Source organism: Rhizobium sp. 25PS6 (genome assembly GCF_032464655.1).
Lineage (GTDB): Bacteria > Pseudomonadota > Alphaproteobacteria > Rhizobiales > Rhizobiaceae > Rhizobium > Rhizobium laguerreae.
In genome coordinates, this window is record NZ_JAWDIV010000024.1 from 51,880 (window position 1) to 67,206 (window position 15,327).

Consider the following 15,327-nt stretch of genomic DNA (forward strand, 5'->3'; position numbering starts at 1 on the left):
ACCGATTCCACCACGTCCGCGTGGTTCCCTCTGCTAACAAAGAGAGACGGTATTCTCAACTGATATCCATCGGTTGTCGGAGGTATTTACGGCATGATCAGGGAAGTAGCCCGTCCAACGATCTCGGCACAGCCCATCACGCAAATTGCCGTAGGTCCCGGGTGTATTCGTCACCATCGCTTCTGATGCGGATGTCATCGCAATTTCTCTGGTGTCAGGTATGATTTTATCATACTTTATAAGCAATCAAGGAAAGTGTACGACGATGCGAAATGCGGAAAAGGTGACCATTACCCTCACGGCCGATATGTTGCGGAGCGTTCGCGATACGGTCGAGGCCGGTGAGTTTGCGACCACGAGTGAGGCGATGCGTGATGCGGTGCGGGTGTGGCAACGCCAGCGGCTCGAGGATGCCGAACGCCTCAACGCGATGCGAGCTCGTATTCGCCGTTCCCTTGATGATCCACGCCCGAGTTTGACAGCAGAAGAGGCGGAAGTGGAAATGGACCGCTTCATGAAAGGTCAGGAAAAAGCGTCCCGCAATGCGGCGCGCTAAGGTCATCAATCGGCCTGAGGCACTGAGCGACCTTCGCCAAATTTATATCGACATTGCCGATATGAGTCGAAGCCACGTCATTGCCAATGGCTTCGTGAAGCGCCTCATGGCGAGGTGCCACAAAATCGGCGATGCACCGAACGGCGGTCGTCCTCGGGATGATCTGGCGCCCGGCTTGCGAACGGTACCGTTTGAGCATTGCGCCGTGATCGCCTATCACGTCACCGACGCGGTTGAGATCGTCAATGTGTTCTACGGCGGCAGAGACTATGAGGCCCTGTTTCGGGCGCGCGATGACGAGGATGAATCCTAACGGGCTTTGGAACGATCTCGGCTCGAGCCATTCTTCCAGCGCCTTGGCGTCGGTATCAGAGAAGTCGAAAGGTTGCCCCTGCACGATGCGGTAGTGGCGGTGGCTTTAAAATTTCGGCCTTGGCTGTACGGGTTCGCCCCCGGTCGCCCGCACCACTTTCATAATCCTGTTTGAATATGCCTGTATTGAATCTGCTTGTATATTGTGCACAAAAGTAAGTTATCGCTTGACAAGCGAATTTCCGGCGTAACGATGGCGCCGCGACAGTTGAGTAAGGGTTGTCTTGTGGGAGTAAGACGATGGTTTACGATTGGAGTGGGACTAAGGTTCGGCGCATCCGCATCTTCAAGACCAGTGTCGCACTTGTTCTGGGGACTGCGATAGCCGCGATACCGCTGTTCTTCTGGGCAATGCATTTGCAGGGTTTCTAGAGCGTCCTTAGCGCGTCTAAGAAGACGCGCTAAGGACGCTCTATTTACTTTCGATCTGGACAGATCCCGAATTCGATTTTTGGGATTAGTGCTGTCTGTTCCTGATAGTGATCAGCGTTCTGTGAGCGGAAGCGCATTTGGCGCTTTGGTCTCGCGCCACCTGTTGATCAGCCAGCCAGCCAGCAGCCCGAGGGCTGCGCCCGCGGCCTTGATGCCGGCATCGTGCAAGCGTGGATGGCGTGTTGGTGTGAGATACTGCAGATATTCGATGGCGACTGCACCGGCAATCAGCAGCACCGCCACCATCTTCCACTGTTTCGGATAGGCGAGCGCGAAGGCGAGGCCGACGAGAACATAGGCGCCCCCGCGGTCGGTATCGACCGTCGTGACCGTTTCCGGCCTCAGCCCGATCGGCGAAACCGTGACGAAGAGGATGAGGGCGAGCAGCAGCCAGGCGAGCGGCCTTGCAAATTTGAAGATCATCATGGCTTGATATTAGTGGCCTGCATTTTCATTGACAGTAAAATTCAGTTTATCTGCCGTCAATTTTACGATTGGCTTAAGAAAGACTTTCCCGGTCGGGAACCGGAAATGGCCGAAACGGGCTTTCTTTTGCCGGTCGGCCTATGCCATAGCGGCGATGGCTAATCATGAGAATGGACCACGCCCGTGACGAGACTTGATGTCGAAAGCGCCGAAGAGGCAATGCGCAGCCTGTTTCCGGCAACGCCGCTGCAGCTCAATGATCATCTGTCGGCGCGCTACGGGGCCGATATCTGGCTGAAGCGCGAGGATCTGTCGCCGGTGCGTTCCTACAAGATCCGCGGCGCCTTCAATTTCTTCCGCAAGGCGATCGGGCAGGGTGCTGCCGGTAAGACCTTCGTCTGCGCCTCGGCTGGCAATCACGCCCAGGGCTTTGCCTTCGTCTGCCGCCATTTCGGCGTGCCGGGCGTCGTCTTCATGCCGGTGACGACACCGCAGCAGAAGATCGACAAAACCCGCATGTTCGGCGCCGAATTCATCACCATCCGGCTGTTCGGCGACTTCTTCGACCAGTGCTACCAGGCCGCCCGCGAACATGTGGAGGCGGTCGGTGGCGTCATGGTGCCGCCCTTCGACCACGCCGACATCATCGAGGGCCAGGCAACCGTCGCCGCCGAAATCATGCAGCAGTTGCCGGAAGGAACCGTGCCCGACATGGTCGTCCTGCCGGTTGGCGGCGGCGGCCTTGCCGCCGGCATTACCGGTTATCTCGACGGCACCGTGCCGAAATCTGCTTTCGTCTTCACCGAACCAGCCGGCGCGCCGAGCCTTAAGCGCAGCCTTGAGGCGGGCAAGGTCACGACGCTTGCCAAGGTCGACAATTTCGTCGATGGCGCTGCCGTCGCCCGCATCGGCGACCTGAATTTTGCGGCTCTTCGCGATTTCCCGGCAAGCCAAGTGCAACTGATGCCGGAGAACGCCATCTGCGTCACCATTCAGGAGATGCTGAATGTCGAGGGCGTCGTGCTGGAGCCGGCGGGTGCCTTGTCGTTGACGGCGATCGCCGCGATGGACGGCCAGGCGATCCGCGGCAAGACTATCGTCGCCGTCGTCTCCGGCGGCAATTTCGATTTCGAGCGTCTGCCTGACGTAAAGGAAAGAGCCATGCGTTACGCAGGGCTGAAGAAATACTTCATCCTGCGGCTCGCCCAGCGCCCGGGCGCGCTTCGGGATTTCCTCAATCTGCTCGGCCCCGACGACGATATCGCCCGTTTCGAATATCTGAAGAAATCGGCGCGTAACTTCGGCTCGATCCTGATTGGCATCGAAACCAAGGCGCCGGAGAATTTCGCCCGGCTGATCGGAAATTTCGAAGCAGCCGGCATGGGTTACGAGGATATCACCGAAAACGAGATCCTCGCCAATCTGATCATTTGACTTGGCGACAGCGATATCGCCGTGCTAAAGGCGGAGCATGGCTTCGTTCATTTCAAATATCTTTTCGATGTTCTCTGGCGGCGGCAAACCGGCTGCGGAGGCGGCAGGCCCTTCCGGCGAGCCGCAGCTTTACGGCGATTGCACGATCTATGCCGAGCCGCGCAAGGAAGGCGGTCAGTATCGTCTTGCCGGCCGGATCGAAAAGAAGATTGGCGACGAGGTGCTGGTGCGCAATTTCATCCGCGCCGATCTGTTTTCCTCCTCCGATGACGCGATCGAATGCACCGTGCGCAAAGCGCAGCAGATTATCGATCAGCATGGTTCGTCGCTCTTTGGCGACGGCGAGAAGCTTCGTCAGGTCTGAATCGGGATCGGGGCATAGGTCCTTGATACCGGCTGCAACTATTCCTGTGTGTGACCCGTGTGCCCTCCGGTGCGAGCCTTCTCACTCACGCAATCTTAAAGGATTGCGGTGAAAGGTATCGCCTGCAGGATTTGCAGGACACCCCCGTGTTTGACTGTTTCGGACGATTGACCAAAGGATTCGCTGTCGCGATCGCCGCGCCAGCAGGAGGCCGAACGTCCGGAGCCGAGGTCTCATAATGGAGACACTCAACCTCGCTCTCTTCGTCGTCGAAGCCATCGCCTATTTCGTGCTGATGGTGACGCTTCTGCATTTCCGTCACCGGCTTGGTCTCGGGGTTTTCCTGACGGCGCTCGGCGTCATGCATTTCATGGAGACCTATCTGGCGGCGGTCTTCTATGTCTCGCTGCCGTTCGGGGATGTGTCGCCGGGCTCATCCGTCTTCTTCTCCGGCAAGCTGATGATGATCCTGATGCTTTACCTGCAGGAGGATGCCGCGACAGTGCGCCAGCCGATCTACGGCCTGTTTCTCGGCAACCTGCTCACCGTCGGCATCGCCTGGGTGCTGCAGCTGCACCAGCCGCTGCAGATGTCGACGAACCACACGCCCGACGTCGATTTCCTCAAGGAGATGGGCTGGCTGATGGTCTGGGGCACGGCGCTGCTCTATGTCGATTCGCTCGGCATCATCCTGCTTTACGAAAAACTCGGCGATTTCTTCCGCCGCCGCGTCGTCCTGCGTTTCCTGATTTCGGGCTTCGTGCTGCTGACCTTCGACCAGATCGGCTTCTTCGCCGCGCTGCATTATTTTCTGGATGTGCCGATCGCCGCATTCTGGGGCGGGTGGAAGGCGAAAATGCTTGCCGTCTGCCTCTACGCGGCGATGTTCGCATTCTATGAATATCGAATTCGCCGCGGCGGAGCAGCCGGGTCCGCACGTTCGATCAGCGACGTGTTCGGCGACCTGACGTTCCGCGAGCGCTACAACGATCTTCTGGAACGCACCGGCCGCGATATGCTCACCGGCGTCTATGATCGGACGCGCATGGAGGTTGAAGCGCCGCTGATGCTGCGTGAGGCGCTGAAGCAGGGGCTATACGCCACCGTTCTCATTCTCGACGCCGATCACTTCAAGGATGTCAACGACGGCTACGGCCATCTCCAGGGCGACGAGGTGCTGAAGGCGATCGCCGCCCGATTGGGCACGACGTTGCGTTCGAGCGATCGCGTCTTCCGCTTCGGCGGCGAGGAATTCGTTGCCGTCTGTCCAGGTACCGACCACGAGGAAGGTCTGCGGCTTGCCGAGCGCCTGCGCTGGACGATCGCAACCAGCGTCAAGACGCCGGATGACAGGCCGATCACGGTCAGCATCGGCGTTGCGACTGCCGACGAGGACGGCGTCGATTTCACCGCCGTGCTGACGGCTGCCGACGGCAGGCTCTACGCAGCCAAGAAGAGCGGCCGCAACTGCGTCGTCGGCCGCTCCGGCGTGGTCAAGCTCAGCTGAAACTCATTCAGGCGGCGCGGAAGATCTTGGCGCCGGATGGCGCGCTCGTCATGCCGCCGTCGACGGTGATCTCGATGCCGGTGACATTGGCCGAATCATCCGAGGCCAGATAGAGCGCCGCCTTGGCGATTTCGTCGGCTTCGCTCATGCGGCCGAGCGGGCTCATGCCGCCGATGCGGGCTTCGAGCGCCGACATGGCGTCTTCTGTCTGAGCCATCGGCGACCAGATCGGCGTTTTGGTGCCGCCGGGCGTTACCTGATTGACGCGGATGCCGCGCGGCGCGAGCTCGGATGCCATATTGCGCGTCATCGCCCGGACTGCCGCCTTGGTCGCCGCATAGGCCGACCAGCCGGGAGCGCCGAGCACGGCATGCACCGAACCGTTGAGGATCACCGAAGCGTCGTCATTGAGATGCGGCAGGGCCGCTTGCACCGTGAAGAAAACTGCCGTGAGATTGGTGCTGATGATCTGGTTGAACTGCGCCAGTGATGTCTCGCCGAGCGGCGTCGCGCCGCCGATGCCGGCATTGGCGAAGACGATGTCGAACTTGCCGACCTTTCCGGCGGCTTCCGCAAAGGCCCTCTCGGTTGCGGCGGCATCAGTGACATCGACCTTCAGCGCCAGCACGCCGGCGCCGAGCGCCTTTTCGGCGGCAGCGAGCGTTTCCGGGTTGCGGCCGGTGATCACCACCCGGGCACCCTCGTCGATGAAGACCTTGGCGGTCGCAAGACCGATGCCGCTGTTTCCGCCGGTAATCAGGGCGACCTTGTTTCTTAGACGCATGATTCATGCTCCTCTTGGAATTGGCAACGATATGGATTATGATCGTTATCTACAAGAATTATGATGATAATCCACATGAGTCAAGAGAAGCATGATGCCGAAAAGTGTAAGCGGTTTTCGGCCGACATCATGCTCATTCGATTGGTGCCAGGGAGATGTCCGATGGGTCGTTCGCAATTGGAAAAACAGAAGACGCACAAGAAGATTGTCGAGATCGCGTCGAAGCGGCTGCGTGAGGAGGGGCTCGAAGGTATTGGCGTCGCCGATCTGATGAAGGAGGCCGGACTGACCGTCGGCGGCTTCTACAAGCATTTCGCCTCGCGCGCTGATCTGGTCGCCGAGGCGATCCAGTCCGCTTTCGATTCATGGGGACGCAAGCTGGAGGCCGAGGGGGTGAACCCGGCGCAGATGACGGCTGCCGATGTCGCCGATCGTTATGTCAGCGCCTATCATCGCGACAATCCCGGCGAGGGCTGCCCTTTTGCCGCGCTGACCTCCGATATATCCCGCAGCGGCGAGAAGGCGCGGGGGATCGCGACGGACGGGCTCAAGCGTAATTTCGCGTCATTGGCGAGCAAGGCTGCGGGAGCGGACGAAGGGGAAAGGCGGCGCAAGGCGATCATGGCCTTCGCGATGATGGCCGGTGGCGTCGGCCTTGCCAGGATTTCGTCCGATGAGGAACTCTCGGCCGAAATCCTGGCGACGGTCCGGGATTTTGTCGCCGATATCGATAGATGAAAAACGGCCGGCAAAGGCCGGCCGTTCCGCAAAGCATTTGGGAGCCGATCAGGCCGCCAGTGCGATTTCCTGGACGCGCGACTTGGCGGCGTCGATCGCCTTTTCGGCAGCTTCCGGACCAAAGGCCAGGCCTTCGACATAGATGGTCTCGATATCGCTGATGCCGAGGAAGCCGAGAACCGACTTCAGATACGGCACGGCATGGTTCAAGGCGGCGGCCGGTCCCTGCGAGTAGACGCCACCCGAGGCGAGCACCACATAGACCTTCTTGCCGGTTGCCAGCCCAACCGGGCCGCTTTCCGTGTACTTGAAGGTCAGGCCGGCGCGGGCGACGTTGTCGATCCATGTCTTCAGCGACGAATAGATGTTGAAATTGATGAGGCCGGTGCTGATGACGATCGTGTCGGCGGCGAGCAGCTCGTTGACAAGCTCGTCGGAGGTTTTGACGGCTGCCGTTTCCTCAGCGGTGCGGGCTTCGGCCGGCTTGCGGATCGCGCCGGTGAAGAGGTCATCGATATGCGGCAGCGGGTTGGCGGCAAGGTCGCGGCGAACGACGACGCTGCCCGGATTCTGGCTCTTCAGCTTTTCGGCGAGATCGACGGCGATCGGCGTCGAGAGTGAGTCGGCGCGCGGGCTGGACGTCAGAAGAAGGATGGACGACATGGTGCATTTCCTTTCGAATGGAGTTTGACGGCCCGTTGCTGGGAGGTGAGCCGCAGTCTCGATGAGGAAAATAGGTCTGGCCTGCTATCGAAAAAACGGTGATAATGTCGATCGAAACTATCGATGGAATGGATAGAAGATGCTGCCAAACCCCACTCTGGACCAATTGCAGGTGTTTCTGACGGTTGCCGAGACCGGCAGCTTCTCGGCCGCTTCGCGGGCGCTGAACCGTGCCCAATCGGTCGTCAGCTATACGATCGCCAATCTGGAGGCGCAGCTCGAAGTACCGCTTTTCGAGCGTTCCGGCGCGCGTCAGCCGAAGCTGACGGAGGCGGGCAAGGCGATGCTTGAGGATGCGCGGCGCATTCTCGGCGACCTGCAAGTCATGCGGGCGCGCGTCAAGAGCCTGAGGGAAGGGCTCGAAGCGGAGGTTTCCGTCGCCATCAGCGTCATGGTGCCTTCACGAGCCCTGGTGGACGTCCTCCGCGAATTCCGCGAGATGTTTCCATCCGTTTCTTTAAGCCTCAATGTCGGCGAGCTCGGAATGGTCATGGATCTCGTCCTCAGCGGCAAGGCGACGATCGGGATTGGCGGCGCGGTCGTCAAGCAGGACGATTCGATCGTCACGGAGCGTATCGGTCATTCCTTCATGTTGCCGGTTGCCGCGCATAACCACCCGCTTGCCGGAATCGGCCGGCCGCTGACGCTCGGCGACGTGCGCGAGGAAGTGCAACTGGTCGTCACCGATGCGTCGGGACGGACGAAGGGGCGCGATTTCAACGTTCTCTCCTACAAGACATGGCGCGTCAGCGATATTGCGACGAAGCACCAGCTCATCACGGCCGGCCTTGGCTGGGGCGGCCTTCCGGCTTCCGTGATTCATGACGATCTGACGAGCGGCAGGCTCGTTCATCTCGATCTGGATGCCTACGAACAGGGGGAGTATCCCATATATTCGGTGCGCCAACTCGCCAACCCGCCTGGACCTGCCGCCACCTGGATGATCGAAGCGTTCCGCACGCGGCTTTCCGCCTGCCCGAGCCAAGCCGATTTCCATGCTCAGATAGCAGAACTCCAGGACGCTGGTACGCCGCTCGCGGCCGAATGACGAAGGCGCGGGTGCCGCGCCTTCGCTGATATTGTCTTCCGCTTAAAGAACCAGCCTGAATTTCGAGAAACCGTCGGCCCCTTCGCCGGCATCCTCGATCTTGACGCTCTTGACCTCGGCGAGGAACTGTTTCGCCTTCGGGCCGCTTTCGAAGGTCACGGTCGTACCGGGGAGCGGCTTGAAGGTCCAGTTTGCGTCGGCAGACGGATTGATCGTGCCTTGATCATGGACATAGCGGACGATGACGTCGCGGTTGGTATCCGGCGCCTGGAAGATCACCTTGTCCGCGGTTATCTCAGGGAAATTGCCGCCGCCGCCGGCGCGGTAGTTATTCGAGACGACGACGAACTTCTGGGCCGGATCGATCGGCTTGCCGTTGAAGGCGAGGTTCTGGATGCGGTTGGCGTCCGGATTGATCGGCTTGCCGGACGAATCATACTTCGGCGGCTGCGACAGGTCGATCTGGTAGGTGACACCGTCGATGACGTCGAAATTGTAGGACGGGAAGTCGTTGTTGAGCAGCGCCGGATCCTTTGAGCCGGCCTCGATGTGATTGAACATGCCGGCCGACATTTCGAGCCAGTTCTTCACCTGGGCGCCGGTGATGGCGACAGCCTGTACCGTGTTCGGGTAGAGATAGAGGTCGGCGACGTTCTTGATGGCGATATCGCCGGCCGGCACGTCGGTATAGTAGTCGGCACCGCCGCGACCGCCGGCCTTAAAGGGAGCAGCCGCCGAAAGCACCGGCAGGTCCTTGAACTGGGTGTCGGCGAGCATCTGCTTGATGTACCAGGTCTGGGCTTGGCTGACGACCTGCACCGAGGGATCGTCGGCAACCAGCGCGAAGTAGGAATAGAGCGGTGCGGAGGTCTTGCCGACCGGGGTGCGGACATAGGCAAGCGTCGCCTCATGCTCGGCCTTGGCGGCCCCCACCACATCCTTCTTGTCGGCGTAGTCGGCAACCACCTTCTTCTTGTCGTCGCGGTGATAGATCGGCCGTGCTTCCGAGGTGAAATCGACGATCTTCCAGCTATTGCCGTCCTTTTCGAGCAGCAGGTCGATAAGGCCGAGATGCGAGCCCCAGAAGCCGGCCATCACGGCGGGCTTGCCGTGCAGCGTGCCCTTGACGGGGTCGGCATTGGCCACACTGTCCCAGCTCTTCGGGCCAGGGAAGACGAGATGCTGGTGGCCGGTGAAGATCGCGTCGATCCCGTCGACGGCGGCGAGATGCAGCGAGGCGTTTTCCATCTTTTCGGACGGTGCGCTGCCGTCGATGCCGGAATGCGAGAGCGCAATGACGATATCGGCGCCGGCTTCCTTCATGGCGGGAACCCAGGCCTTGGCGGCCTCGACGATGTCGCGCGTCTGCGCCTTGCCTTCAAGGTTCTTGATGTCCCACAGCATGATCTGCGGCGGCACGAAGCCGATGAAGCCGATCTTGACGGGGCTCTCATTGCCGGCGCCGTCCTTGATCTGTTTTTCGACGATGATGTAGGGCTTGAAGAAGAGATCGTCCTGCTTCGGGTCCGAGGCGAGCTGGCCCTTGGTCAGGTTGGCGCAGACGAACGGGAAGTTTGCGCCTGCCAGGACCTTGAACATGAAGTCGAGGCCGTAGTTGAACTCGTGATTGCCGAGCGTGCCGACCGTATAGCCGAGCGTGTTCATCGCCCTGATCACCGGATGGACGTCGCCGTCCTTCATGCCGTGCTGATAGGCCATGTAATCGCCCATCGGATTGCCCTGCAGCACGTCGCCATTGTCGATCAGCAGCGAGTTGACGGCCTCTGCGCGGATCGCGTCGATGATCGTCCCGGTGCGCGACAGGCCCATCGTGTCGTTCGGCTTGTCGGCATAATAGTCATAGGGGAAGACGTTGACGTGAATGTCGGTCGTTTCCATCAGCCTGAGATGGGCCTGGTTGGCGCTGGCGCGGGCGCTGAAAGGGTGCAGCAGCACCAGGGCGGAAGTGGCGGCGAGGCCGCCGAGCAGGGAACGGCGGCTCATTACACCAACATCGAAAATGGAAGACATGGAAACTCTCCTTCAAAGATCACGCATCGTCCGGCCCGTCAGAATTAGGACGAATTGACGACGAGTACACTGCGAAAATGACAGAACGGCAAAACAATCCAACGGGAAAGCCTCATGGTCGTGAAATACAATTTATCGTACAGTGGTAGCGGCTGGAACCATTGGGGAGATGGGATATGAACAAGGTCGTTATCGCTTTGGTCGGAGGTTTCGGAGGCATCGCACCCAGTCTGGTCGACAAGGCGCAGGCGCTCTACAGCGGCGATGTGGAGAAATGGCTGACGACGACGGCAAACCCTTGGATCTCAGTTGCCTGCGCGCTTGCCGCCATCGTCGTCTTCTTCATTATCGGCGGCGCTATCGCGCTGATCTATCGCGAACAGCAGTTGCAGAAGGCGCTTCTTCTTGGCATCGGCGCACCGGCTCTGATCATGGCCGCTGCACAGGGGAGTGCAGCCAACCCGAGGCCGATCGAGGTCAGCTCGGCTACCAGCCTGTTCGGCATCGTCGGCGTCGCCCATGCTCAGGACGGCACTCGCTCCCTGCCGCCGCGGGTCGAGCTGAAAGTCAATCCCGGCTGGACGCAGGGCGAATGCCAGACCTGCGATATCAAGTTCCTCGGCGGAGACGGCCAGATCATATCAAGCGAGCCGCTCTCCAGCAGCCAGGCGCCCGGCGCGGTCAACGTGCCGCTCGGCACGGAAACGATCCTGCTGTCCGGCGCCAACGCCAATACTGCCACCGTCGACGTCAGGAACCTCGGCGCCAGGCTGCCGCAGACGCAAGGCGCAGTCACTCTCGACGTCAACGTCAACCGCAGCTACTGGAACGATCTCAGCCGCTCCTTCGGCGCAAAAGCGGTGCAGCCTTACGATTTCAGCGTCGACGTTGCCAAATGAGGCATCCGGTCGCTATTAGCGCCTGATATGGCCAGCGGGCGGGTCGCCAGCACGGGCCGCACTTCCTTATGGAAAAAGCGGAAATAGGAGGAGATTTGTGCCCGCGCGTTCGAATTAACGTCGAACTGGATGCCGACGCGGCCATTGTGCTTCCAGCGGATGATGCCTTCAAGCAGCCCGAGGTTTTCGGCCTCGATGCGTACCTTGCTGCCTGAGGCGGCATGGAGCGGCCCCTTCATCTCCAGGGCGGCACCGGTCAGCGATAGGTCGAGGAAGCGGGCATCGACCTGGCTGTTCAGGTATTTGACATGGCCGAACACGCGGCAGTTTTTCCGATCAGTCTTCCGGGCCGTGATTTTCAAGTTGCGGGTCATACTGTCTCCCTTGGTATAGCGAGGGAGCATAGCGCCGGAAAATTGAAATGGTTTTAGGGGCTTGGCTAAAATTGCAGTGAAACATCAATTGGCGGCAGTGGCCCTGCTTCCGACCACATGCTCGCGCCAGACCGTGAAAATGCCGGCGGCAACCACGATGATCGAACCGATGATCGTGTTAAGACTGAGCGTTTCGTCATAGACCGCCATGCCGATGACCGAGGCGTAGACAAGTGACAGATAGGTCAGCGGCTGGACGGCGGCGGCATCGAGAACATCATAGGCGCGGATCAGGAAATAATGGCTGGAAATGCTGGTGACGCAGACGAGCGCCATCCAGCCCCAATCACCCGGCGACATCCAGCTCCAGTAGAACGGTCCGATGAGCGTCATGGTGACGCCGCCGACGACGCCGGTATAGAAGAAGCTGGTCATCGACGAATCGTCGCGGCTGACCAGACGGGTGGCGATGACGTAGAAGGCGAAGTTGAAACAGGAAATGACGGCGAGAAGCAGCTTCACGTCGAAAAATTCGCCTTCCGGCTTCAGGATCAGCAGCACCCCGAAAAGTCCGGCGCCGATCGCTGCCCACCGCCGCCAGCCGACCCGTTCGCCGAGGATCGGCATCGCCAGCAGCGCGATCAGGATCGGCGTCGCGGAAAAGATCGCTTGTGAACGGGCAAGGCCGATCATCGCAAAGCAGGTGATGGCCAGTACCACCTGGACGGCAAGCAGCACGCCGCGGGTCACCTGCAGGAGAGGGCGTTTGGTGCGGGCCGTCGCCTTGATGCCGCCGCGCATCTTCGAGGCGAGGATAATCGTGAAAAGCGCAAAGGCCCAGTAGCGGATCATCGTCACGAAGATTGGCGGATAGGCCGTCGCCAGATGTTTCGAGATGGCATCCTGCAGGGAGAATATGGTGATCGCCAGCAGCGCGAAAATATAGCCTTGGGTCTTCGATGTCATGATTTGCCATTGGGTGGGGAGGCGCTTGCGCGCATCGAAAATCTGGGCAGGCTTTCGGCAAAGATGCAAGGCCTCAAAGGCCGACATTCGGCTTATCGATGATTTCTCTGAGCGCGAAGCTCGAGTTGATCTTGACGACGTGGGGCAGGGCTGACAGCCAGTCGCGGTGGATCCGCTCATAGTCCTCGAGGTCGCGGGCGGCGACGCGCAAGATATAGTCGTATTCGCCCGACATCAGGTAGCAGACGAGCACGTTCGGGCAGAGCTTCACCGCTGCCTCGAATTCCGCCAGCGTCTTGGCGAACTGGCCGGAGAGCGAGATATGCACGATGGCGATCATCTTGTAGTCGAGCGCCTTGTGTGAAAGCCGCGCATGGTAGCCGCCGATGACGCCGCTTCTTTCCAAGATGTCGAGCCGGCGCGAACAGGCCGAAGGCGACAATCCGATCCTTTCGGCAAGCTCGGCATTGGTGATGCGGGCGTTTGCCTGCAATGCCCGAAGAATCGCAAGATCGATGGTATCGAGATCGGCCATTCGAAGAACCTTCGAAGAAAGGTAGGAGAGGCGCAATAATCGCCGAAAAATCGCGTCTTCGCAAATCGTCTTTGCAAGGACATTTCGCTGCCTTGATGGTTGGATTCCTCATCTGAAAAAATCCGCGGCCGCGGAGATAAAATGAGAGGAACGCGCATGCGTGTCGGTTGCCCGAAGGAAATCAAGAATCATGAATATCGCGTCGGCCTGACGCCGGCTTCGGTGCGAGAATATGTTGCCCATGGCCACGAGGTCTGGGTGGAGACCAAGGCAGGCGTCGGTATCGGCGCTGATGATGCTGCCTATGCCGCGGCTGGCGCCAAGATCGCCGCCTCCGCCAAGGATATCTTCGAAAAGTGCGACATGATCGTCAAGGTGAAGGAGCCGCAGCCCGCCGAATGGGCGCAGCTCCGTGACGGCCAGCTTCTCTACACCTATCTGCACCTGGCGCCGGATCCCGAACAGACCAAAGGCCTCATCTCCTCCGGCGTCACCGCGATCGCCTATGAGACGGTGACCGACGAGCGCGGTGGCCTGCCGTTGCTGGCGCCGATGTCGGAGGTCGCCGGACGCCTGTCGATCCAAGCAGGAGCAACCGCCCTGCAGAAGGCCAATGGCGGCCTCGGCGTCCTGCTCGGCGGCGTGCCCGGCGTGCTGCCGGCCAAGGTCGCGGTCATCGGCGGCGGCGTCGTCGGCCTGCATGCTGCCAGGATGGCTGCCGGCCTTGGCGCCGATGTCAGCATCCTCGACAAGTCGCTGCCGCGGCTGCGCCAGCTCGACGATATCTTCGCAGGCCGCATCCACACGCGTTATTCCAGCATCCAGGCGCTGGAGGAGGAAGTCTTCTCGGCCGATCTGATTATCGGCGCCGTACTGATCCCGGGTGCAGCCGCTCCGAAGCTCGTCACCCGCGAGATGCTGTCCGGCATGAAGAAGGGCTCCGTCATCGTCGACGTCGCCATCGACCAGGGCGGCTGCTTCGAGACATCGCATGCGACGACCCATTCCGATCCGACCTATGAAGTCGACGGCGTCGTGCACTATTGCGTTGCCAACATGCCGGGCGCCGTGCCGGTCACCTCGGCGCACGCGCTGAACAATGCCACATTGGTTCACGGCCTGGCGCTTGCCGATCGCGGCCTGCGCGCCATCGCCGAAGACAAGCATCTGAGGAACGGCCTCAACGTCCACAAGGGCCGCATCACCAGCAAGCCGGTCGCCGACGCGCTGGGCTACGAGGCCTTCGCGCCGGAAAGCGTGCTGAACGTAGCGTGAGTTACCTGACTATAGGTCAGATAGAGGCGCCGGTCTCCGCAAGGCCCGGCGCCTTAACCTTGTCGATCCGGCATTGGAAGCAGTTGTTGCGCGCGGAGCGCACATGCACATAGGCGATATCCGATCGCCCCAGCAGCTCCTCACCATAGGCTGGAATATCGCCAATAGCAGTCACCGCGCCGGTGCCGTAGACGATGCGGTCATTTTCGTTATAGCCGCGGACGATGAAGTCACGGCCCGTCGTCAGCACCGGCGGCATGATCTCCTCGGCGGCATAGCCTGCACAAGGCTGCTTGTGCAGGAAGACGGGGCCGGTTTCGGCATAGGGCTGCAGCTCGGAGAAGGGCCGGTAGGCGAAGACCAGCAACGCCTCGCCCGCATCGATATTTTGAAGGCAATGGCGGCAGGGATGACCGGGACCATCGGAAACGATCGTCTCGGGCAGCCTGTCATAGGCGTCGCGGCCGCCGTTCCAGAGGTATTCGGCGTCGGTCGTCGGCATGGCGACAAAACGAATGGCGGTCATGGCAAATCTCCTTTGTGATTGCCATGAATTGCACCTGGACGAACGCGCAAGCCACCCGTTTCTTGCCTGCATCTGGATATGAGATCGCCGAAGAGCGAAAAGCGGCGTATCTTCTGTCCGTACTCTGTAAGGCGAAAGGAAAAACCCTTGGCCGACGTTGATCTCGCGCTGCTGGCGCAACAGAATGTGGAAATACTGGAAGAGCTTAAGGCTCTGCGCAAGGAAGTGGCGGAACTGAAGGAACAGTCGGGCCGCACGCTCGATTTCGAGCGCCGCAACGACCCGCGCCGTCCGAACAGTCTGACGCGACGTTAACCAGCTCTGCCCGCGTCAGGAA

Annotated in this window: 18 protein-coding genes; 10 read left to right on the top strand and 8 right to left on the bottom strand. The window is 60.3% G+C overall.

Going from position 1 to position 15,327, the window contains the following annotated elements:
* Window positions 1-265 precede the first annotated feature (265 nt).
* Both RWK44_RS28800 and RWK44_RS28805 read left to right on the top strand, forming a co-directional pair.
* Window positions 266-556 (top strand): ribbon-helix-helix domain-containing protein, encoded by a 291-nt coding sequence (locus RWK44_RS28800; protein WP_026265193.1) that lies wholly within the window; start codon window positions 266-268, stop codon window positions 554-556.
* On the top strand, window positions 543-869 hold the full coding sequence (locus RWK44_RS28805; protein WP_316029787.1) for a type II toxin-antitoxin system RelE/ParE family toxin: 327 nt from the start codon (window positions 543-545) through the stop codon (window positions 867-869). The genes RWK44_RS28800 and RWK44_RS28805 overlap by 14 nt, the downstream gene beginning before the upstream one ends.
* A 542-nt stretch (window positions 870-1,411) precedes the next feature.
* On the opposite strand, the gene RWK44_RS28810 is transcribed toward RWK44_RS28805, so the two are convergent.
* The gene (locus tag RWK44_RS28810; RefSeq protein ID WP_065279668.1) at window positions 1,412-1,786 is read right to left on the bottom strand and encodes a VanZ family protein; all 375 of its coding nucleotides are present in this window, start codon (window positions 1,784-1,786) and stop codon (window positions 1,412-1,414) included.
* Window positions 1,787-1,969: 183 nt separating this feature from the next.
* Here RWK44_RS28810 and ilvA point away from each other — a divergent pair, with 183 nt between their 5' ends.
* From ilvA to RWK44_RS28825, 3 genes are all read left to right on the top strand, one after another.
* Window positions 1,970-3,220, top strand: a complete 1,251-nt coding sequence (gene ilvA, locus RWK44_RS28815) for a threonine ammonia-lyase (protein ID WP_131663825.1) — start codon at window positions 1,970-1,972, stop codon at window positions 3,218-3,220.
* A gap of 37 nt (window positions 3,221-3,257) precedes the next feature.
* Window positions 3,258-3,584: an HlyU family transcriptional regulator gene (locus RWK44_RS28820; RefSeq protein ID WP_077981226.1), complete on the top strand. Its 327-nt coding sequence runs from the start codon at window positions 3,258-3,260 to the stop codon at window positions 3,582-3,584.
* 235 nt (window positions 3,585-3,819) lie between these two features.
* A complete protein-coding gene (locus RWK44_RS28825; protein WP_316029804.1) occupies window positions 3,820-5,091 on the top strand; it encodes a GGDEF domain-containing protein in 1,272 nt (423 codons plus the stop codon).
* Window positions 5,092-5,098: 7 nt separating this feature from the next.
* On the opposite strand, the gene RWK44_RS28830 is transcribed toward RWK44_RS28825, so the two are convergent.
* Window positions 5,099-5,875, bottom strand: a complete 777-nt coding sequence (locus tag RWK44_RS28830; protein ID WP_316029788.1) for an SDR family oxidoreductase — start codon at window positions 5,873-5,875, stop codon at window positions 5,099-5,101.
* Window positions 5,876-6,037: 162 nt separating this feature from the next.
* On the opposite strand from RWK44_RS28830, the gene RWK44_RS28835 reads away from it, so the two are divergent.
* Entirely contained in the window at window positions 6,038-6,613 is a 576-nt protein-coding gene (locus tag RWK44_RS28835) for a TetR/AcrR family transcriptional regulator (protein ID WP_316029789.1), read from the top strand.
* A 48-nt stretch (window positions 6,614-6,661) separates the two neighbouring features.
* Here the strand turns inward: RWK44_RS28835 and RWK44_RS28840 are convergent, their stop codons facing one another.
* The gene (locus RWK44_RS28840; RefSeq protein ID WP_316029790.1) at window positions 6,662-7,276 is read right to left on the bottom strand and encodes an FMN-dependent NADH-azoreductase; all 615 of its coding nucleotides are present in this window, start codon (window positions 7,274-7,276) and stop codon (window positions 6,662-6,664) included.
* Window positions 7,277-7,415: 139 nt separating this feature from the next.
* On the opposite strand from RWK44_RS28840, the gene RWK44_RS28845 reads away from it, so the two are divergent.
* The gene (locus RWK44_RS28845; RefSeq protein WP_168281662.1) at window positions 7,416-8,384 is read left to right on the top strand and encodes a LysR family transcriptional regulator; all 969 of its coding nucleotides are present in this window, start codon (window positions 7,416-7,418) and stop codon (window positions 8,382-8,384) included.
* A gap of 42 nt (window positions 8,385-8,426) precedes the next feature.
* Here the strand turns inward: RWK44_RS28845 and RWK44_RS28850 are convergent, their stop codons facing one another.
* Entirely contained in the window at window positions 8,427-10,415 is a 1,989-nt protein-coding gene (locus RWK44_RS28850; RefSeq protein ID WP_316029791.1) for a bifunctional 2',3'-cyclic-nucleotide 2'-phosphodiesterase/3'-nucleotidase, read from the bottom strand.
* Window positions 10,416-10,591: 176 nt separating this feature from the next.
* On the opposite strand from RWK44_RS28850, the gene RWK44_RS28855 reads away from it, so the two are divergent.
* Window positions 10,592-11,314, top strand: a complete 723-nt coding sequence (locus RWK44_RS28855; protein WP_168281666.1) for a hypothetical protein — start codon at window positions 10,592-10,594, stop codon at window positions 11,312-11,314.
* On the opposite strand, the gene RWK44_RS28860 is transcribed toward RWK44_RS28855, so the two are convergent.
* The 3 genes from RWK44_RS28860 to RWK44_RS28870 all read right to left on the bottom strand — a co-directional run bounded on the left by RWK44_RS28860 (window position 11,284) and on the right by RWK44_RS28870 (window position 13,189).
* Window positions 11,284-11,688 carry a PilZ domain-containing protein gene (locus RWK44_RS28860; RefSeq protein WP_131663833.1) on the bottom strand — a complete coding sequence of 135 codons (405 nt, stop codon included), beginning with the start codon at window positions 11,686-11,688 and terminating at the stop codon, window positions 11,284-11,286. The genes RWK44_RS28855 and RWK44_RS28860 overlap by 31 nt on opposite strands.
* 84 nt (window positions 11,689-11,772) lie before the next feature.
* Window positions 11,773-12,654: a DMT family transporter gene (locus RWK44_RS28865; RefSeq protein WP_020049624.1), complete on the bottom strand. Its 882-nt coding sequence runs from the start codon at window positions 12,652-12,654 to the stop codon at window positions 11,773-11,775.
* 73 nt (window positions 12,655-12,727) lie between these two features.
* Window positions 12,728-13,189, bottom strand: a complete 462-nt coding sequence (locus tag RWK44_RS28870) for an Lrp/AsnC family transcriptional regulator (protein ID WP_003538804.1) — start codon at window positions 13,187-13,189, stop codon at window positions 12,728-12,730.
* Between the two features lie 156 nt (window positions 13,190-13,345).
* On the opposite strand from RWK44_RS28870, the gene ald reads away from it, so the two are divergent.
* On the top strand, window positions 13,346-14,464 hold the full coding sequence (ald, locus tag RWK44_RS28875; RefSeq protein WP_168270894.1) for an alanine dehydrogenase: 1,119 nt from the start codon (window positions 13,346-13,348) through the stop codon (window positions 14,462-14,464).
* Window positions 14,465-14,480: 16 nt separating this feature from the next.
* Here ald and RWK44_RS28880 read toward each other — a convergent pair whose 3' ends face one another.
* Window positions 14,481-14,990 (bottom strand): DUF1203 domain-containing protein, encoded by a 510-nt coding sequence (locus tag RWK44_RS28880; protein ID WP_316029792.1) that lies wholly within the window; start codon window positions 14,988-14,990, stop codon window positions 14,481-14,483.
* Between the two features lie 78 nt (window positions 14,991-15,068).
* On the opposite strand from RWK44_RS28880, the gene RWK44_RS28885 reads away from it, so the two are divergent.
* Window positions 15,069-15,305, top strand: a complete 237-nt coding sequence (locus tag RWK44_RS28885; RefSeq protein WP_168270767.1) for a hypothetical protein — start codon at window positions 15,069-15,071, stop codon at window positions 15,303-15,305.
* Window positions 15,306-15,327 lie beyond the last annotated feature (22 nt).